Annotated in this window: 17 protein-coding genes; 5 read left to right on the top strand and 12 right to left on the bottom strand. The window is 54.3% G+C overall.

The window, feature by feature from the left end:
* Positions 1-10: 10 nt before the first annotated feature.
* Together qseE and HVZ37_RS16435 are read right to left on the bottom strand one after the other, a co-directional pair.
* Entirely contained in the window at positions 11-1,441 is a 1,431-nt protein-coding gene (gene qseE / locus HVZ37_RS16430; RefSeq protein WP_042999796.1) for a two component system sensor histidine kinase QseE/GlrK, read from the bottom strand.
* Positions 1,442-1,920: 479 nt separating this feature from the next.
* Positions 1,921-3,168, bottom strand: a complete 1,248-nt coding sequence (locus HVZ37_RS16435; RefSeq protein WP_181627741.1) for an IS1 family transposase — start codon at positions 3,166-3,168, stop codon at positions 1,921-1,923.
* Between the two features lie 133 nt (positions 3,169-3,301).
* On the opposite strand from HVZ37_RS16435, the gene HVZ37_RS16440 reads away from it, so the two are divergent.
* Positions 3,302-4,855, top strand: coding sequence for a bifunctional UDP-sugar hydrolase/5'-nucleotidase (locus tag HVZ37_RS16440; protein WP_042999794.1), 1,554 nt, complete (start codon positions 3,302-3,304; stop codon positions 4,853-4,855).
* A 23-nt stretch (positions 4,856-4,878) separates the two neighbouring features.
* Entirely contained in the window at positions 4,879-6,414 is a 1,536-nt protein-coding gene (locus tag HVZ37_RS16445; protein ID WP_109740522.1) for an aryl-sulfate sulfotransferase N-terminal domain-containing protein, read from the top strand.
* Positions 6,415-6,472: 58 nt separating this feature from the next.
* Here HVZ37_RS16445 and purL read toward each other — a convergent pair whose 3' ends face one another.
* The gene (gene purL, locus HVZ37_RS16450; RefSeq protein WP_054176532.1) at positions 6,473-10,360 is read right to left on the bottom strand and encodes a phosphoribosylformylglycinamidine synthase; all 3,888 of its coding nucleotides are present in this window, start codon (positions 10,358-10,360) and stop codon (positions 6,473-6,475) included.
* Between the two features lie 261 nt (positions 10,361-10,621).
* On the opposite strand from purL, the gene mltF reads away from it, so the two are divergent.
* Entirely contained in the window at positions 10,622-12,172 is a 1,551-nt protein-coding gene (mltF, locus tag HVZ37_RS16455; RefSeq protein WP_181627742.1) for a membrane-bound lytic murein transglycosylase MltF, read from the top strand.
* Between the two features lie 15 nt (positions 12,173-12,187).
* Here the strand turns inward: mltF and tadA are convergent, their stop codons facing one another.
* The 4 genes from tadA to murQ are packed head-to-tail and all read right to left on the bottom strand — an operon-like array spanning position 12,188 to position 15,658.
* Complete coding sequence (gene tadA, locus HVZ37_RS16460; protein ID WP_072185382.1) at positions 12,188-12,706, bottom strand: tRNA adenosine(34) deaminase TadA; 519 nt, start codon at positions 12,704-12,706, stop codon at positions 12,188-12,190.
* A 43-nt stretch (positions 12,707-12,749) separates the two neighbouring features.
* Positions 12,750-13,385, bottom strand: a complete 636-nt coding sequence (yfhb, locus tag HVZ37_RS16465; protein ID WP_042999789.1) for a phosphatidylglycerophosphatase C — start codon at positions 13,383-13,385, stop codon at positions 12,750-12,752.
* A 3-nt stretch (positions 13,386-13,388) separates the two neighbouring features.
* Entirely contained in the window at positions 13,389-14,753 is a 1,365-nt protein-coding gene (locus HVZ37_RS16470; RefSeq protein ID WP_042999788.1) for a PTS transporter subunit EIIC, read from the bottom strand.
* A gap of 2 nt (positions 14,754-14,755) precedes the next feature.
* Entirely contained in the window at positions 14,756-15,658 is a 903-nt protein-coding gene (murQ, locus tag HVZ37_RS16475) for an N-acetylmuramic acid 6-phosphate etherase (RefSeq protein ID WP_054176529.1), read from the bottom strand.
* Between the two features lie 116 nt (positions 15,659-15,774).
* Between murQ and HVZ37_RS16480 the strand changes: the two genes are divergently transcribed.
* Both HVZ37_RS16480 and HVZ37_RS16485 read left to right on the top strand, forming a co-directional pair.
* Entirely contained in the window at positions 15,775-16,623 is an 849-nt protein-coding gene (locus HVZ37_RS16480) for a MurR/RpiR family transcriptional regulator (protein ID WP_042999786.1), read from the top strand.
* A 55-nt stretch (positions 16,624-16,678) separates the two neighbouring features.
* A complete protein-coding gene (locus tag HVZ37_RS16485) occupies positions 16,679-16,939 on the top strand; it encodes a YfhL family 4Fe-4S dicluster ferredoxin (protein WP_042999785.1) in 261 nt (86 codons plus the stop codon).
* On the opposite strand, the gene acpS is transcribed toward HVZ37_RS16485, so the two are convergent.
* Genes acpS through rnc form a run of 5 tightly spaced genes read right to left on the bottom strand, consistent with a single transcriptional unit; the run spans position 16,936 to position 20,386 of the window.
* Positions 16,936-17,316: a holo-ACP synthase gene (gene acpS, locus HVZ37_RS16490; protein WP_181627743.1), complete on the bottom strand. Its 381-nt coding sequence runs from the start codon at positions 17,314-17,316 to the stop codon at positions 16,936-16,938. The genes HVZ37_RS16485 and acpS overlap by 4 nt on opposite strands.
* The gene (gene pdxJ, locus HVZ37_RS16495) at positions 17,316-18,047 is read right to left on the bottom strand and encodes a pyridoxine 5'-phosphate synthase (RefSeq protein ID WP_042999783.1); all 732 of its coding nucleotides are present in this window, start codon (positions 18,045-18,047) and stop codon (positions 17,316-17,318) included. The genes acpS and pdxJ overlap by 1 nt, the downstream gene beginning before the upstream one ends.
* A gap of 16 nt (positions 18,048-18,063) precedes the next feature.
* The gene (gene recO / locus HVZ37_RS16500) at positions 18,064-18,774 is read right to left on the bottom strand and encodes a DNA repair protein RecO (RefSeq protein ID WP_181628493.1); all 711 of its coding nucleotides are present in this window, start codon (positions 18,772-18,774) and stop codon (positions 18,064-18,066) included.
* 29 nt (positions 18,775-18,803) lie between these two features.
* Positions 18,804-19,709 (bottom strand): GTPase Era, encoded by a 906-nt coding sequence (gene era, locus HVZ37_RS16505; RefSeq protein ID WP_181627744.1) that lies wholly within the window; start codon positions 19,707-19,709, stop codon positions 18,804-18,806.
* Complete coding sequence (rnc, locus tag HVZ37_RS16510) at positions 19,706-20,386, bottom strand: ribonuclease III (protein WP_042291512.1); 681 nt, start codon at positions 20,384-20,386, stop codon at positions 19,706-19,708. Before rnc ends, era begins: the two co-directional genes overlap by 4 nt.
* Positions 20,387-20,418 lie beyond the last annotated feature (32 nt).

The following is a 20,418-nucleotide window of genomic DNA, read 5'->3' on the forward strand; positions in this document are numbered from 1 at the left end:
TTAGCATTATTTAGTCGTTTTTCGTTGCAGATAACGGCAGTTCTATGCGGAAGCAAACCTCTTGCGCCTGTTCATCGACAAGATAGAGCTCACCCTGCATACGGCGGATACAATCTCTGGCGATACTTAGCCCCAGTCCGCTCCCTTTCACTGCCCCTTTCCGTTGATGACTTCCCTGGAAAAAAGGTTCGAAAATCATAGTTCTTTCCGCTTCAGGAATAGGAGTTCCGGTGTTGATAACATCGATATACACGGTTGATCCCTGTAAGCGGCTGCGAATACGGATGTTACCGGATTCAGCCCCATAGTGCACCGCATTGGAATAAAGATTATCCAGTACGCTCATCAGTAACATCGGCTCGGCCAGGCAGCGATCGGCCGCCAGCGCAATGTCGGTATGCATCATTTTAGCGCGAGCCGGTAGACTATGAGCGGAAACCACCATATCTACCAGCGGTTCAATCTCCACGCTTTCCATTTCAATGGCGCTATCCGCCAGTTTGCGGTTGTAATCAAGTAGTTGTTCAATCAATTTTTGTAGGTTACGGCTACTGTCATCGAGAATGCCAACCACCTCTTTTTGTTCCGGCGTCAGTGGCCCCACTACCTGGTCCGCCAGCAGTTCGGTGCCTTCACGCATGCTGGCCAGCGGGGTTTTCAACTCATGGGAGAGATGGCGCAAAAATTGATGGCGTTGAGACTCCAGCCAGGAGAGGCGCTCGCTCAACCAGATGATCCGCTGCCCAACGGAACGCAGTTCGCGCGGTCCGGTAAAGGTGACGGTATTGCCCAGAGATCGCCCTTCCCCCAGACGATTGATCATCCGCTCAATGCCCTTTACCGGCCCGATAATCATCCGCGTGAACAACAGCACCATCGCCAGACTCACCAGAAACAATACCAGCGCCTGCCAGCCGAAGAACTGTCCACGCTCGGCAATCTCTTGTTGTAGCTGCTGCCCGCGTGAAAAAACCACGGTACGCGTCGCTTGCACCATTTCGGTATTGGCGTTGGCAAATGCTTCCAGTCGCGCGGCCGCGGCGGTTTCAGGCCCACTGTTCCGGCATTGCAGTTGCGCCAGGTCGTTCAGATCCTGACGTAACGCCTGATACAGCTTATCGTCAGGCAGAACACCCGCATGGGCGTCCAGCATTTCACTGTAGCGTTTGCGCTGGCTCTGATACACCTTTGCCAGCGTCGGATCGTCAAGCACGCAATACTGACGATAGCTACGCTCCATCTCCAGGGCGGCATTGGTCATCGCCTCACTGCGACGCGCATCGATAAGGGTAGTACGGTTAGTCTGCGCCGCCTGGGCGCTAAGCGCGTTCAGGCTTTGCCACGCCTGCCAGGCGAGGACCAGCAGCGGTAACAGGATCAGCAGGAATGCCAGCGTCACCAGTTGGCGTAGTGACCGGGGAAAAACAGACCAGCGCTTCAAGGCATTACTCTCACAGGAGATGAATAGAACGATGCTAACTGAGGGAAACGCCAGATACAACAAAGCCGGGCTGAACCCGGCTTTGTTATGGAATAAGGCGGTGCCTAACTCGACGTTTCGCCCGATGGTTGATAAAGCAGCGCTATTATCAGAAGTTGGACGGCAGGCACCTTGTTGTGCGTCATTCGAAGTTTATGTAGCACGTCCCGAAGGGGCTGACATAAGAAGGTGAATGAGCCACTGGTTACTATTATGCAGTAACTATGCCAACATTCAAAACAAATTATTAACACCCTGAATTTAATTGTTTTTTATTGATAATTAATCGATTAATGCAGTGAACGACTTTCATACAAACTGTCGCCAATTAGCAACACCTTAAACGAAATGGATTTAGCCCCATAAAAATCAACAAGTTATATGTCTCTTTTTGGAGACACCCCTTGCGCGCATTTGTCGTGAATTCCCGACAGACCAAATTAACGATAGTGATTATAAAGATACGCAAGGCACACGACATGCCGGCTCAACACCTTCGGCCCTAATCCTGACTGACCCGAGGACCACGGGTGCGTATACAGCCAGCGAACAAAGACATCGCTGGCGCGCAGAGAAACCGGAGCAATGTTCCCGGCCTGCTTTTGCCCGGTTAATGAGCAGACGATCTTATCCGCTCCGCCGCAACTCCACCGCTGCCAGACATTGTTCCACCACCCAATGTTCCACCTGCCTGTCAGCCTGTACTCCGCCTCTGTCCCGGATGGCGGGTTGGCATCTTCCAGCACAAACCACAGATTCGTCGTACCATGCTGTACTTCCGCTGACCAGGCCGTAATCGCTGCGCCACGCAGCACACACTCGTGCGCCAGGTAGTGATCGGTGATAGCAGGAAACCGCCATTTCAACCGCTGGAAATGACCGTGAATCGCGATCGCAGGGCGAAGGATACACCCGCGATCGTTGCCTTTCAGTCGCGCACTGCCATAGTGAATTTCATCAAACTGACATCTTTGCATGAACTGCATTTCCTGCCAGCGAAGGGACTCCACCGAGCACTCATGCGCCATTTGCGGCACAGGACTCGCCGAACCGGTATAAAGCAAAGAGTCACCTACCGCCTCATCACAGTAGTTAGTTGTGACCTGGAGAATATGACCAGAACAGGCATCAGCGCTGATCACCACATACAGCCGCTGTTCTGCCGCCTGTCCCTGGAAAGGCAACGCCAGAACCTTTGTCGCAACGCGTTTCACATCACGGTTAGCATGATGCGCTTGCTGCTCACACCAGTTAACCGCTTTCGCCAGCAGTCGATATTGCGTGGTTTCTGCCGCGTAATCACCCTGCTGAAGTCGCAAGAGAAACGGCTCGATGGTGCGTTCGAAACAGCGCTTCGTCTGTCGGGGAGTGAAAACCGTCCGACAAAGACGACACTGGAATCGACTATGACCTGCCTGCGTTCGCCCATAGCGAATCACGTCGCTGGCAGAGCAGTGCGGGCATTCTGTTCCGGTTGCGTCCGGTTTATTTTTTATTAACCGTGCAAACCAGTGGTTAAATTCACGCTCATTAAATAAGGGGGGCAGACTGCCACATTTCTGGCATTCCAGCGCCGCATACCCCAGACGATAAACGGGATAAAGATAGTCAGCCGCTTCCGCAACGCCGAGATTGGGGCACGACCAACTTTTACAAACATTGAGATGTATTTTGTCCTGGATTTCCATTTCACTCGACCAACTGATTTTGTCAGTCGAATAACTCTGGCGGTTATTCAGATTTACTGTCGTGAGGAGCCTCACAAAATCCAGGCAAGCGGAAACGAAAATAGCACTCTCATTTATACGTTAAGGATAAACAATGAAAAAACGCTTGATTGCCTCGTTACTCATCGCTGGATATGCGGGATATGCCTGTGCGCAGGATGTTACCGTCATCTATACCAATGATCTCCACGCCCACGTTGAACCGTATAAACTGCCGTATATTGCTGAAGGTAAACGGGAGATTGGCGGTTTTGCTAATATTTCCACACTGGTTAAACAGGAAAAAGCTAAAAATAAGGCGACGTTTTATTTTGATGCCGGTGATTATTTTACCGGTCCATATATAAGCAGCCTGACTAAAGGAAAAGCAATTATCGATATAATGAATACAATGTCGGTGGATGCGGCCTCTGTCGGGAATCATGAATTTGACCATGGCTGGGATAATACCCTTTTGCAGTTCAGCCAGGCGACGTTCCCTATTTTATTGGGTAACGTTTTTTTTAAGAACAGCACTCTGCCCTTCTGGAATAAACCGTACACTATTGTGGAAAAAGACGGCGTCAAAATCGGTGTCATCGGTTTGCACGGTGTGTTTGCCTTCGACGATACGGTGTCGTCAGCCATGCGCCAGGGAATTGAAGCGCGTGATGAAGTCAAGTATCTACAGCGCTATCTGGATGAGCTGCGTGGAAAAGTGGATATCACCGTCGCGTTAATGCACGAAGGCACACCGGCGCGCCAGTCCAGCATCGGCAATGCGGACGTCAGACGTGCGCTGGATAAGGATATTCAGACCGCAAAACAGGTCAAAGGCCTCGATCTTCTCATTACTGGCCATGCGCATGTTGGCACGCCAGAACCAATTAAAGTGGGGAATACCCTCATCCTCTCGACCGACAGCGGTGGCATTGATATCGGTAAACTGGTGCTGGATGTCAACACAAAAAACCATCGTCACACGGTTAAAAGCTTTGAACTGAAAACAATTTATGCGGATGAATGGAAACCCGATCCGGTCACGCAGAAGGTGATTGATGGCTGGAACAAAAAGCTCGCGGAAACCGTGAGCCAAAAAGTGGGTGAAACGCCGATTGCGTTGACCCGGGCCTATGGGGAGTCCTCATCGCTGGGTAACCTGTTTACCGATGCCATGCTGTTCGCCGCGCCTGATGCGCAACTTGCGCTGACCAATTCGGGCGGTTTACGCGCCGATCTCAATCCTGGCCCCCTCACGCTTGGCGATATTATTAGCGCCTTCCCGTTCCCTAATGAACTGACCGTGATGGATTTAACGGGTAAATCATTACGCAATCTGATGGAGCATGGGGCGTCGCTGAGCAACGGCGTATTACAGATGTCGAAAGGCGCTGAAATGCGCTACGACCCGCGTAAACCGGTCGGCCAGCGCGTGACGACATTTACACTTAACGGCAAAAACATTGTCGATACGCAAACCTATCGCGTGGCAACCAACAGTTTCCTCGCGCCGGGCGGTGATGGTTTTATGGCTTTTACCGACGGTAAAAATAAGCAGGTCCGCGGCGGATATAACCTCTCCGATGCGGTGATTGATTACCTGAAAAAAGGCAACGTCATCGACCCTCAGCAAGTCAATGAAATGCGCGTAAGTGAAGTCAAACACTAATCTTATTTAATCAGGTGGATACTATGGCAATTATTTATACTGGAACAGTGCTCGCTCCGGCAAACAATCAGCTTGCTGCCTGGCTCAAGTTTCAACTGGACGTACCAGCCACATTTTCATATACCGTGTTAAAAAGGACGACAAGTCAGACAAGCGTAGACTTTTCTTTCACGTCAAGCGAGTTGATTGACGATACCACGACAGAAATTAAAATCCCGGTGATTGGCCTTTACGCTAATTATAACAACCAGGTTCAGGTCATTTTCAAAAATCAGGCGGGGAATGAAATTTTCAACAGTACGATCCAGGTTAGCACACGCGATCAAATTTATCGTGAAGCGACCATTTTTCATCTTAACATTGAGCAAAACGATCCCGCAAAATTTGCCAGTGTGTGGGGAAACAGTTGGTTAATGACAACCAATTGCGATGGTTATGACCAAAACGGTGACCTCCGCTGTTATTTCGCGCAACCTTATCGCAACCAAATGTTAAGAACGCACGATGGGTATTTTTACATAGGTAGCGACGAGGACGAACATTGGTATGGCCGTCGCTTCTTTAAAATTGATATTCTTGGCAATGAAATCCTTGAATATGATTTACGCGATAGTGATGGCAATCTTTACGCAAATACGCACGATCTAGCCTGGGATTCGGCAAATAACCTTTATATGATCGGTAACGATATACCGGATCGTTCGACATCTACAATGAGACAGGATGCCTGGATCTTAAAATTCAATGAACAGTCGGGGAAAATGATCTGGGCCAAAAATTACACTCGCGCCTTCGATAACGCCTCGATTCTGAATAATAGCCCAACCAATGATGCGCATCTTAACTCACTCTCCTGGATCCCAGCAGGCTCTGAAAACAGTGAGGCTATTATTGTCCACACCCGTTCAGCCGGGGTTACTTTTGGCGTATCGCCAGAAGATGGCCGGATTCTCTGGACAATCGATACTGGCGGTTTCAACCCACAATTCCCTGCAGATCAATCGGTTATAAATATCAGTACAACCGGAATTGGCGATAATGAAAACGGCGGCCATACCGTTTTAGTCACCAGTAATAGCGCATTTTCCAGTCTCACAGATTACAACGCAGGGAAGTTTGTCCTTTCTGTCTTTGATAACCGCTCTTGCATAACGTCTGATGGTCAGCCTGTTATCCGCCCTATCGACGCGGATGCAGACGCTGCAAAGCAGTATCAAACCCTGGAAGCTCGTGTTTTGTTTTACGCCGTTGATTTAACGGCCAGAACCATCACGAAAGCAGCAGAACCTATTTCATTGGCATCAGCCCGTGTCCCACAAGTAACGGACTTCATGGGGGCGGTTTTTGATCACAATGACAACTACACTATCTATACCAACCACGCGCGTTCTTTCTTTATCAGCGACGCCAGCGGGAATTTCATTGCAACGATTTACGATCTTATCTGTTCACTGGATGGCTATCCGGAGTTTCCTGGAGAATGCTACCGGGCAAGGCTATTTGCCAGCAATGAACTCACCGCTCTGATCAACGTTGGGTTTGATACCGCGAACAATTGATACCGTTCAGTAAAAAAACCCGGTGTTTATTTCACCGGGTTTTTCTGTTTCAGAAGGTTTATCCCAACTGCTTGCGGGCGTTACGGAAGATACGCATCCACGGACCGTCCTCACCCCAGTTTTCCGGGTGCCATGAGTTACTGACGGTACGATACACACGTTCCGGATGCGGCATCATCACCGTCACACGACCACTTTCCGTGGTGACAGCGGTAATCCCATTCGGCGAGCCGTTCGGGTTAGCCGGGTAGGTTTCCGTTACATTGCCAAAGTTATCGACAAAGCGCAGTGCGACCAGACCTTTGCTTTCCAGCGCCGCCAGATGGGCTGCGTCGCGAACTTCAACGCGCCCTTCTCCGTGCGAGACGGCGATAGGCATCATTGACCCGACCATGCCCTGCAGCAACAGAGACGGGCTCTGGGTCACCTCAACCAGGCTGAAGCGGGCTTCAAAGCGATCCGAATGGTTACGCACAAAGCGCGGCCACAGGTCACTGCCCGGGATCAGTTCACGCAGATTCGACATCATCTGACAGCCGTTACACACACCCAGCGCCAGCGTTTGTGGACGATGGAAGAAGGTTTCGAACTCATCGCGCACGCGGTTGTTGAACAGAATTGATTTCGCCCAGCCCTCACCCGCGCCCAGTACGTCGCCGTAAGAGAAGCCGCCGCAGGCCACCAGCGCCTGGAAGTTACCCAGACCCGTGCGGCCACCGAGCAGATCGCTCATGTGCACGTCAATCGCGTCAAAGCCTGCACGCTGGAACGCCGCAGCCATTTCGACGTGAGAGTTCACCCCTTGCTCACGCAGTACCGCCACTTTCGGACGCGCACCGGTCGCAATATACGGTGCGGCGATATCGTCATTAATATCAAAGGTCAGCTTCGCGCTAAGGCCCGGATCGGCATCGTTGGTTTTCGCATCGTGCTCCTGATCGGCACACTCCGGGTTATCACGCAGACGCTGCATTTGCCAGGTGGTTTCGGCCCACCAGATGCGAAGCGTCGTGCGACTTTCGCTGAAGACGGTCTGACCGTTGGCTTCGATAACAAAACGATCGCCCGTGACGGCCTGGCCCAGGTAATGTACGCAATCGCCCAGACCGTGTTGCGCCAGCAGTGCTTCCACCGCCTCGCGATCCGCTGCGCGAACCTGAATCACCGCGCCAAGTTCTTCGTTGAACAACGCCGCCAGACGATCGTCGCCCAGTGCGGCGATATCCGCCTGCACCCCACAGTGGCCGGTAAAGGCCATTTCCGCCAGCGTCACCAGCAGGCCGCCATCGGAACGGTCGTGATAAGCGAGCAGTTTACGTTGCGCCACCAGCGCCTGCATCGCGTCGTAGAAGCCCTTCAGTTGCGCGACGTCACGCACATCTGCCGGCGTATCGCCAAGCTGGCGGTATACCTGCGCCAGCGCCGTCGCACCCAGCGCGTTGTGGCCACGGCCCAGGTCGATCAGCAGCAGCGCGTTGTCTTCAGTAAAAAGCTGCGGGGTGATGGTATGACGCACATCTTCCACGCGAGCAAAAGCGGAAATCACCAGCGACAGCGGCGAGGTCATTTCGCGCTGTTCGTTGCCTTCCTGCCAGCGGGTTTTCATCGACATCGAGTCTTTACCCACCGGAATCGTCAGACCCAGCGCCGGACAGAGTTCTTCACCGACCGCTTTCACCGCTTCGTATAAACCGGCATCTTCGCCCGGGTGACCGGCTGCGGCCATCCAGTTAGCGGAAAGCTTAATGCGTTTGATATCGCCAATCTGCGTTGCCGCGATATTGGTCAATGCTTCCCCGACCGCCAGACGGGCAGAAGCGGAGAAGTCGAGCAGCGCCACTGGCGCACGTTCGCCGATCGACATCGCTTCACCGTAGTAGCTATCGAGGCTGGCGGTGGTCACCGCGCAGTTCGCCACCGGCACCTGCCACGGACCGACCATCTGATCGCGAGACACCATCCCGGTCACAGTACGGTCGCCAATGGTGACCAGGAAGGTTTTTTCCGCCACCGTCGGCAGATGCAGAACGCGTTTAACTGCATCCGCAATGGTGATGTCAGCACGATCCAGTGCCTCACCTTTCGCCTTCAGCGTCTGAACGTCGCGGGTCATCTTCGGCGTTTTGCCGAGCAGTACGTCAAGCGGCAGATCGATAGGCTGGTTGTTGAAGTGACGATCGTTTAGCGACAGATGCTGTTCTTCGGTCGCCTCACCAATTACCGCATACGGCGCGCGCTCGCGCTTACACAGCTCGTCGAACAGCGGCAGTTGGTCCGCCGCCACAGCCAGCACGTAACGTTCCTGGGACTCGTTACACCAGATCTCCAGCGGGCTCATACCCGGCTCATCGCTGAGGATGTCACGCAGTTCGAATTTACCGCCGCGTCCGCCGTCGCTAACCAGTTCAGGCATCGCGTTCGACAGACCGCCGGCGCCAACGTCGTGGATAAACAGGATCGGGTTGGCGTCACCCAACTGCCAGCAGCGGTCGATCACTTCCTGGCAGCGGCGTTCCATCTCCGGGTTATCACGCTGTACCGAGGCAAAATCAAGATCCGCGTCAGACTGGCCGGAGGCCATCGAGGAAGCCGCGCCGCCGCCCAGGCCGATATTCATCGCCGGACCGCCGAGAACGATCAGCTTCGCCCCGACGACGATCTCGCCTTTCTGTACGTGATCGGCACGGATGTTACCAATCCCGCCCGCCAGCATGATCGGCTTGTGATAGCCCCGCAGCTCTTCGCCATTGTGGCTGTTCACTTTTTCTTCGTAAGTACGGAAATAGCCGTTCAGCGCAGGACGACCAAATTCATTGTTAAACGCCGCGCCGCCCAGCGGGCCTTCAGTCATGATATCCAGCGCGGTCACAATACGCTCTGGCTTGCCGAAGTCTTCTTCCCACGGCTGCTCAAAGCCCGGAATGCGCAGGTTAGAAACGGAGAAGCCTACCAGACCCGCTTTTGGCTTCGCGCCGCGTCCGGTTGCCCCTTCATCACGGATTTCACCGCCGGAACCAGTCGCCGCCCCCGGCCACGGCGAGATCGCCGTCGGGTGGTTATGGGTTTCCACCTTCATCAGGATGTGCGCCGGCTCCTGGTGGAAGTCATAGCGACCGGTCGCGTGGTCGGCAAAGTAACGCCCCACTTCAGACCCTTCCATCACCGCCGCGTTATCTTTATACGCGGAAAGCACGTGGTCCGGTGTGGTTTCAAAGGTGTTTTTGATCATCTTGAACAGCGACTTCGGTTGTTGCTTGCCATCGATGATCCAGTCGGCGTTGAAAATCTTGTGACGGCAGTGCTCAGAGTTCGCCTGCGCAAACATGTAGAGTTCGATGTCGTTCGGGTTGCGCCCCAGTCGGGTAAACGCGTCCTGCAGGTAATCAATTTCGTCATCCGCCAGCGCCAGACCGAGACGCAGGTTAGCATCAATCAGCGCCTGACGGCCTTCACCCAGCAGATCAACACTTGCAACCGGCGCCGGCTGATGGTGAGCAAACAGTTTTTCCGCATCGGTTAACGAAGAGAACACCGTCTCCATCATTCGATCGTGCAGTTCAGCGGCAACCCACTGCCACTGCTCAGCGCTTAGCGTGGAGGCCTCAACGTAATAAGCGACGCCGCGTTCCAGACGGTCAATTTGTTGCAGACCGCAGTTATGGGCGATATCTGTCGCTTTGGAAGACCAGGGGGAGATGGTGCCAGGGCGCGGCGTCACCAGCAGCAGTTTCCCTTCCGGGGTGTGGCTGCTCAGGCTGGGACCGTATTTCAGCAGACGGGCAAGCTGCGCGTGCTCATCCTCGTTCAACGGGGCGTTCAGGTCAGCGAAATGGACGTACTCGGCGTAAATATTGCTTACCTGGAGGTTGGCAGCCTGAAAACGTGCCAGCAGTTTGTTAATACGGAATGCGGACAGTGCAGGCGAACCACGCAGAATTTCCATCATAAGTCTCTCGTCTTCTAAGCTAAGCTTTCGGTGTGCCCAAGTGGGGAAACGGGCGTCATTATAAAGAATCTGAGCCGCCGACGAAACCGTTTGCGTCGAAATAAAATCCACCGCCGTTATTGTCATACGATGCTGCCAATGGCTGTAATTAGTTGCCAACTGGCGCAAGTTTAAGCAAAATGCCGCTCATTGATGAATACTCCTGGCCTTTCTATTCTTTTTCCCATCCTGAGGCAACGCACGGTTCAGAGAATTAACTAATTGAAAAAATTAAAGATTAATTATCTGTTCATCGGCATACTGACGCTGCTGCTGGCGGCGGCCCTCTGGCCCTCTATCCCCTGGTTCGGTAAAACCGATAATCGTATCGCCGCGATCCAGTCGCGGGGAGAGTTGCGCGTGAGCACAATTGAGTCGCCGCTCACCTGGGCGAAACTCGACGGTAAGCCGTACGGGCTCGATTACGAGCTGGCGCAGCAGTTCGCCAGCTATCTGGGTGTAAAACTGAAGATTACCGTCCGCCAGAACATCAGCCAGCTGTTTGACGATCTGGATAATGGTGACGCCGACCTGCTGGCGGCCGGGCTGGTCTACAACAGTGAACGAGTGAAAAACTATCAGCCGGGGCCGACTTACTATTCGGTATCCCAGCAACTGGTCTACAAAGTGGGTCAGTATCGTCCCCGAACGTTGGGCAGCGTGACGGAAAGTCAACTCACTATCACGCCGGGACACGTGGTGGCAAACGATCTGCAAACGCTGAAACAGATAAAATACCCTGAGCTGAGCTGGCGGATCGATGAGAAAAAAGGCTCAACGGAACTGCTGGATGCGGTGATTGCCGGACAGCTGGATTACACCATTGCCGACTCTGTCGCCATCAGCCTCTACCAACGCGTTCATCCCGAACTGGCCGTTGCGCTGGATATCACCGACGAACAGCCGGTGACCTGGTTTAGTCAGCTGGATGATGACAACACGCTGTCTGCCGCCCTGCTCGATTTCTTCAACAGCATGAATGAGGACGGCTCCCTGGCGCGTCTCGAAGAAAAATATCTGGGGCACGGCGATGATTTTGACTATGTCGATACCCGCACCTTTCTGCGCGCGGTTGATGCCATGCTCCCCGACCTGAAACCGCTGTTTGAAAAACACGCCCAGGAGATTGGCTGGCAGCTGCTTGCGGCGATCTCCTGGCAGGAATCGCATTGGGATCCGCAGGCCACATCACCAACCGGCGTGCGCGGCATGATGATGCTCACCAAAAACACCGCACAAAGTCTCGGTCTGACCGACAGAACCGATCCTGAGCAGAGCATCAGCGGTGGAGCACGCTACTTACAGGACATGATGAGTAAAGTGCCGGACACCGTACCCGAGAACGAGCGTATCTGGTTTGCGCTGGCGGCCTATAACATGGGTTATGCGCATATGCTTGATGCGCGTGCGCTGACAGCCAAAACGAAGGGAAACCCGGACAGTTGGGCAGACGTCAAACAGCGTCTGCCGTTGCTCAGTCAAAAACAGTATTACAGCAAGCTGACCTACGGCTATGCGCGCGGACATGAGGCCTACGCCTACGTTGAAAACATCCGTAAATATCAGATAAGCCTGCAGGGCTATTTGCAGGAGAAAGAAAAGCAACTGGCTGAAGAGATGAAACTGGCACAAGAGTATCCGGTCGTCTCACCAACGGAATTTGGCAAACAGCGGCGACCACTCGCCGCCTTCCTGTCGCAATCGTCATCCAGTTATCTGACGCACTCGCCGTCGCTGCTGCGTTTACCGCAGAAGAAAGAGGACAAAGAGTAAACAGAACCGCAATGCCTACTGGCTTGCGGCTTTCTTCAACGCTTTGATCTCCTGACGGCGCATGCGGAAGAAATCGCTGAGCAGCGTCGCACACTCCTCACGCAATATTCCTTCAGTGACCTCAACGCGATGATTCATTCCCGGATGATGCAGAACATCCATCAGCGAACCGGCAGCGCCGGTTTTAGCATCGCGCGCGCCGAACACCACATGGCGGATACGGCTGTGCACCATCGCGCCAGCGCACATGACGCACGGCTCAAGGGTCACATACAGCGTCGCGTCAATCAGACGATAATTTTGCAGGACGATGCCGCCCTGACGTAGCGCCATGATCTCTGCGTGCGCGGTGGGATCGTGATGGCCAATCGGGCGGTTCCAGCCTTCACCGATCACACGATTGTTGTGCACCAATACGGCACCGACCGGGACTTCACGTTCATCCCAGGCGCGCTTCGCCAGCGTTAACGCATGACGCATCCAGTATTCGTGACTAAATTCAACATCTGACAAAGGGGTTACTCCGGTAATCATTGCGGGCGCATTATACAGGGTCGCGATACCCTTCGTCTTTCAACTATTCCAGTTGCTGGAGTTCTCCACGAGGCGTGACGCGCCAGCGGTGCTGGCAAAAATAGAGCAGCGGGTTGTCCTGATTGCTGTCGCTGTAGCCGCTGTAAAGGCGCAGTGGCGTGCCGATTTTACGCTCCAGCTGTGCGACTTTTTCATGCCCCAGACAGCGCAGGGTCAGCACCCAACCGCCGTACCCCCGCTTCATCTGGCTGGCGATCAAATTCACGCGCGGCAGCCACGGCGTATCAACATAAACCTGTTCCACCAGCGACTGCGGCGAACCGGTGATGAGCCAGATATCGGCATCGGAGCTGAGCAGATAGGTGGTCAGACGCTCTTGTACCTGAGGAAACGCCGTAACGTTCTGTCGGAACCATCGAACAAAATCGGCCTGCCTGGCCTGTAGACTGGCCTCGCTGTGGCCGAAGGTACATCCCCACAACAGCAGACTCATCGGCCAGCGCGCAGCGCGTCCTTTAATCAATAACGCACCGACAATCACGGGCAACAACGGCAGCACAAGCAGCGCATTCAGCGGCTGGCGACGCAACAGATAGCGCAGGAAACTGCCAAACATATCCTGCTGATGTAGCGTACCATCCAAATCAAAAAAAACGACACGACGCGCGTGATTGGTCAAACCTTACTCCTCGGGATCGTTGAATCCTAACAGCCAGGTAAACAGGAACCCGGCTATCACTGCTACTAAATAGCCTAACAGATAGAACATCACTTTTCCGGCAACAATCGTTAACGCCAGCGGTAGTCCGGAAATACCGAAGGTGATGACGGTGGCGACCTTCCAGTAGCTGATCAGCGCTCCGCCTACTGCGCCACCAAGACAGGCACCAATAAACGGTTTGCCCAGAGGAAGCGTGACGCCAAAAATCAGCGGTTCGCCAATACCGAGTAATCCCACCGGTAACGCCCCCTTAATCACTTTTTTCAACCGCGCGTTACGGGTTTTCATTAGCACGGCAATTGCCGCGCCCACTTGCCCGACGCCCGCCATCGCCAGAATGGGAAAGAGCGCGTTATAGCCATGCGCCTGCACCAGCTCAACGTGAATCGGCACCAGCCCCTGATGCAGCCCCGTCAGCACCAGTGGCAGGAAGGTTCCCGCCAGAACCGCGCCGACCAGAAAGCCGCCGCGATCGATAGCCCAGGACGCGCCGTGAGCAATAGACTCCGAAATCCAGCCGCCCAGCGGTTGCAGCGCCACAATCGCAATCGAGCCGGTGATGATGGTCGTCAGTAGCGGATTGAGGATAAGCTCCAGCGAGCCGGGTAACACGTCGCGGAATTTACGCTCGATCCAGCACATCAGCGCCACCACCAGCAGCACGGCAATCACCCCACCACGGCCTGGCTGGAGCGCTTCACCAAACAGCGTAATTTGCGCCAGTTGCGGACTCGACAGAATGCCCGCCATCACGCCGCCCATCGCCAGCGAACCACCGAAGACTTTGGCGGTATTCACCCCCACCAGAATGTTCATGATGGCGAAAACTGCACTGCCGAATATCCCCATCAGCCCCAGCATGTTGGGGTAATGGGTGGCGAAATCGCCGACGATATCCGGGCGTTTGAGAATGTTAATGATGCCGGTGATTAAACCGGAGGCGATAAACGCCGGGATCAGGGGAATAAAAACATTCGCCAGCTTGCGTAGCGCATCGCTCATCGGCGCTTTGTACTTTGCTTTGGCCTGCGATTTCGTGCGCTCAATGTCATCGACTGCCGGGCGCGCACTCCCCTGCGCCAACAGCGCTCGCATGGCATCAACGACCTTTGCCGCCTTTCCGGGTCCGACGATGATCTGATGCTGCGCCCCCTGCTTCACGTAGCCACTGACGCCCGGTAGCTGTTTCAGATGCGGGATATCCAACAGCGTATCGTCTTTCACTTCCACCCGGACGCGCGTCATACAATTTTCCAGACGCAGAATATTTTGTTCTCCGCCTATTCCCAGCAGAATATCGCTGGCAAGGGTCGCCATCTTATCCATAGTTACCTCGATGAATCAGCTAACGCAGCGCGTAAGAATCCCTGATGGGCGGCCAGTTTTTCGCGCGCCGCATCAGCATTGAGACCGCTCAGCGCCATAAGAATGGCCGGTTTCACGTCAAAATCGGTCTGTCTGAGCAGCGTTTCCGCCTCAGCGCGGGCAATGCCTGTGGCTTCAACCACCATTCGACACGCGCGGTCCATCAGTTTGATATTGGTGGCTTTCATATCCACCATCAGGTTCTGGTACACCTTGCCAAACTTCACCATCGCCCCAGTGGAGATCATATTGAGCACCAGCTTTTGCGCGGTACCGGATTTCAGACGCGTTGAGCCTGTCAGCGCCTCAGGCCCTACTACGGGTGAAATCGCAATATCCGCTTCCTGCGCAATCGGCGAGTCCGGATTACAGGAGATAGCAACCGTGGTACAACCCGTTTTGCGGGCATATTTCAGTCCACCGATGACATACGGCGTACGCCCTGATGCCGCCAGCCCAACCACCAGATCCTGCGGCACGAGGTTCAGGGCAATAAGATCGTCTTCACCGAGCTGCGCGTTGTCTTCTGCCCCTTCAACGGCTTTCAGCAATGCTCCCGGACCACCGGCGATTAGCCCCACCACCAGACCATGAGGAACGCCAAACGTCGGTGGGCATTCAGACGCATCCAGCACGCCGAGTCGCCCACTGGTCCCTGCGCCCATATAGATAATCCGACCACCGGATTTTAACGCTTCAGCCGCGGCATCGACGGCGCTCGCAACATCGGGCAATGTTGCTTTTACTGCTTTCGCTACCAGCGTATCCTGTTGATTAAAACGGTGAACCAGATCCAGCGTTGATAACGCGTCGAGGTCCATTGTTTGCGGATTACGGGTTTCTGATACTAAAGCGCCGAGATTCATGTTTGCTCCTCAGGAATTTTTAATTCATATTAACGACCAATAATGGAATATAATATTCGTGCAGGCGAGTGAAATTTCATTTTGTCGCCGCCATCACGTTTTCGTCAGGAGAGACCATGAACTGTTTAATTCGCATCCGCCAGCGCTACCCGGGATTTGCGCAGAGCGATAAAAAACTCGCGGACTATCTTCTGATACAACCCGACACTGCCCGCCACCTTAGCTCTCAGCAACTGGCCGCCGAAGCGGGCGTCAGTCAGTCGAGCGTGGTGAAGTTCGCACAAAAGCTCGGCTATAAGGGATTCCCGGCGTTGAAACTGGCGATCAGCGAAGCGCTGGTCAGCAATCCGAACCCGCATTCGGTGCCAGTGCATAACCAGATCCGTGGCGACGATCCCCTGCGTCTGGTCGGCGAGAAACTGATCAAAGAGAATGTGGCGGCGATGCATGCCACGCTGGATGTCAACACGGAAGAGAAGCTGAGCGAAAGCGTGACGATGCTGCGTAACGCCCGTCGGATCGTGTTAACCGGGATTGGTGCCTCCGGCCTGGTAGCGCAGAATTTTGCCTGGAAGCTGATGAAAATCGGCCTGAACGCTATTGTTGAGCGCGATATGCATGCGCTGTTGGCCACGGTTCAGGCGCTGACGCCGGACGATCTGCTGTTAGCGATTTCCTACAGCGGCGAACGTCGGGAACTGAACCTGGCGGCAGAAGAGACTTTACGCGTCGGCGGGCAGATCCTGGCGATCACGGGTTTCACCCCTAATGGGCTTCAACAGCGCGCCAGCCACTGCCTGTATACCATCGCGGAAGAACAGGCCACCCGCAGTGCGGCGATCTCTTCAACCCACGCGCAAATGATGCTCACCGATCTGCTTTTTATGGCGCTGGTACAGCAGGATCTGGAGCACGCACCTGAACGTATTCGCCACAGCGAGGCGCTGGTAAAAAAACTGGTCTGAGCAAGGAATGCGCGTATAATGCCCGCCCGGTTTGTGTTGTTTTGAGAGTTTCCTGATGGCCCTGTTAATCACGAAAAAATGCATCAATTGCGATATGTGCGAACCCGAATGTCCGAATGAGGCCATTTCGATGGGTGACAGCATCTATGAGATTAACAGCGACAAATGCACCGAGTGCGTCGGGCATTACGACACGCCCACCTGCCAGAAGGTGTGCCCGATCCCCAATACGATCCTCAAAGACCCGGCACATGTCGAAACGGAAGAACAACTGTGGGACAAATTTGTCCAGATGCACCACGCCGATAAAATCTAACTTTCGATAATGACCGTGGCGCAGGCATAGTGACGTTCGTCGGCCAGCGTTACGTGCATATGCGCAACGCCTAGTTTTTCCGCCAGCGCTAACGCCTCTCCCCATAACCGCAAGCGCGGTTTACCAAGTTCGTCGTTAAACACTTCAAACTGATCAAATGCCAGCCCATTGCGAATACCGGTACCAAAAGCTTTCGCCGCCGCCTCTTTGACGGCAAAGCGTTTTGCCAGAAAACGCACCGGCTGCTGGTGCGTTTCCCAGATAGCCCACTCGTTAGCGCTGAGCACTCGTCGGGCAAGCCGGTCACCGGAACGGGAGATCACCGCTTCAATGCGCGCAATCTCCACGATATCGGTGCCTAATCCAAGAATGGCCATTAGCCGCGCGCTTCCAGCATCAAACGTTTCATTTCCGCGACGGCGTCTTTCAGCCCGCTCATCACCGCACGACCGATAATCGCATGACCGATATTCAGCTCGTGCATTTCCGGCAGTGCGGCAATGGCTTTGACGTTGTGATAGGTCAGGCCGTGTCCCGCATTGACTTTCAGCCCCAGGCTTGCGGCAAAGGTGGCGGCTTTCGCGATGCGCGCCAGTTCCTGCGCCTGTTCCGCATCGGTTTTCGCATCCGCATAGCAGCCGGTATGAATTTCAATGTACGGTGCGCCGACGTCAGCAGCCGCTTTGATTTGCGCGTCATCGGCGTCAATAAACAGCGACACAAGGATCCCGGCGTCAGCCAGACGTTTACAGGCATCACGCATTTTGTCGCGCTGCCCGGCCACATCCAGACCGCCTTCGGTGGTCACTTCCTGGCGCTTTTCCGGCACCAGGCAACAAAAATGCGGTTTGGTTTCCACGGCAATCGCCAGCATCTCTTCCGTCACCGCCATTTCCAGGTTCATACGCGTGTCCAGCGTCTGGCGCAGAATGCGGACATCGCGGTCGGTAATGTGACGGCGATCTTCACGTAAATGGACGGTAATGCCATCAGCACCCGCCTGCTCGGCAATGAATGCCGCCTGAACCGGATCCGGATATGCAGTACCGCGTGCATTACGTAACGTGGCAATGTGGTCAATGTTGACGCCTAACAGTAATTCAGCCATGACAATCCTCGTGATTTTATGTTCGCTTCGGCATGAACTGCCGGAATAATTCGCGGCTCTTTAAGGGTTTACCACCAAGATACGGCTTCAGCGCTATGCGGGTAAAGCGTTTCGCCGCGCGTAGCGTATCAACATCCGGAAATTCACGTTCTGCCAGCGCCCGCAGATGGCGTCCGGTAAAGGTGCTGTTGTCAATCACAACGCTGGCGATAAAGCCTTTTTCTTCGCGATAGCGGTAGGTCATGGTGTCATCCACCGGCTCACCGCTGCCCGCACAGTGCAGGAAATCGACTCCATACCCGAGGTGGCCGAGCAGCGCCAGTTCAAAACGACGCAGCACGGGTTCCGGCGCTCCCGTAGCCCCCGCCAGTGCCTGAATGCAATGCAGATAATCGAAAAAGAGTTCAGAAAAGCGGGTTTCGTGCTCCAGCACGCGGGCGAGCAGTTCGTTGACGTACAGGCCGCTGTACAGCGTGATACCGCTCAGAGGGAGCGCCAGAGAAACCGCTTCCGCGCTACGCAGCGTTTTGACGTCGCCACGTCCGCCAAAGCGGACTAACAGGGGGGTAAAAGGTTGAAGGGCACCTTTCAGATTAGAGCGTTTAGAACGTGCGCCTTTAGCAACAAGACGCACGCGACCCGACTCTTCCGTGAAGACGTCCAGCATCAGGCTGGTTTCGCTCCAGGGGCGACTATGCAGGACAAAAGCGCGCTGCCAGCCCTCCATCATACTCGTCGCCTGTTCGGAGCGCAGGTTTAGAGATCGTCGACGTAACCGAGACTGCGCAGCGCGCGTTCGTCATCGGCCCAGCCGGATTTCACTTTCACCCACAGTTCAAGATGAACCGGAGCTTCGAACATTTCCTGCATGTCTTTACGCGCTTCAATACCGATGGTCTTGATTTTGGCCCCTTTGTTGCCAATAACCATCTTCTTTTGCCCTTCGCGCTCAACGAGGATCAGCCCGTTGATGTCATAACCGCCGCGCTCGTTTGACACGAAGCGTTCGATTTCCACAGTCACGGAGTACGGCAGTTCAGCGCCAAGGAAACGCATCAGCTTTTCACGGATGATTTCAGAAGCCATAAAACGCTGTGAGCGATCGGTGATGTAATCTTCCGGGAAGTGATGCTCCGCCTCCGGCAGATGCTTGCGCACGATGCCCGCGACGGTGTCGACATTCATCCCGGTTTCCGCAGAGATCGGTACGATGTCGAGGAAGTCCATCTGGCTTGCCAGGAACTGCAAATGCGGCAGCAGATCGGCTTTTTCCTGCACGTTATCTACTTTGTTGACGGCCAGAATCACCGGCGCTTTACCGTCACACAGTTTATTGAGCACCATCTCGTCATCCGGCGTCCAGCGGGTGCCTTCCACCACAAAGATCACCAGTTCAACATCACCAATGGAACTGCTGGCTGCTTTGTTCATCAGACGGTTAATCGCGCGTTTTTCTTCCATGTGCAGACCGGGGGTATCGACGTAAATCGCCTGCCAGGGCCCTTCGGTATGGATCCCGACAATACGGTGACGCGTGGTCTGCGCTTTACGGGAGGTGATCGAAATCTTCTGCCCGAGCAGGTTGTTCAACAGCGTGGATTTGCCAACATTCGGACGACCGACGATGGCAATAAATCCGCAATAGGTTTTTTCGTCGCTCATTCCAGCTCCAGTTTTTTCAACGCCTGTTCGGCGGCAGCCTGTTCCGCCTTGCGACGGCTCGAACCTGTGCCAACCACCGGTTCACTCAGGCCGCTGACCTGGCAGTGGATAGTAAATTCCTGATCGTGCGCTTCACCACGCACCTGTACCACCAGATAAGACGGCAGCGGCAGATGGCGACCCTGCAAATACTCCTGCAAACGCGTTTTCGGATCTTTTTGCTTATCGCCAGGACTGATTTCGTCCAGACGAGTCTGATACCAGTTGAGGATCAGCTTTTCGACGGTCTGAATGTCACTGTCAAGGAAAACCCCGCCAATCAACGCTTCGACGGTATCGGCCAGAATCGATTCGCGACGGAAGCCACCGCTTTTCAGTTCGCCAGGCCCTAAGCGCAGACATTCGCCCAGATCAAACTCGCGGGCTAATTCAGCCAGCGTATTCCCGCGCACCAGCGTCGCGCGCATACGGCTCATATCACCCTCGTCCACTCGCGGGAAACGGTGATATAGCGCATTTGCAATCACAAAACTTAAAATTGAGTCGCCCAGAAATTCTAAACGCTCGTTATGTTTGCTGCTGGCACTGCGATGGGTTAATGCCTGCTGCAACAACTCCTGATGAGTAAAAGTGTAGCCCAGCTTCCGTTGAAGCCGATTAATTACGATGGGGTTCATGCGATACCAATAAATAAATGCGTCAACAATTC

It is taken from the genome of Citrobacter sp. RHB35-C17 (assembly GCF_013816795.1).
GTDB classification, from domain to species: Bacteria; Pseudomonadota; Gammaproteobacteria; order Enterobacterales; family Enterobacteriaceae; genus Citrobacter_A; species Citrobacter_A amalonaticus.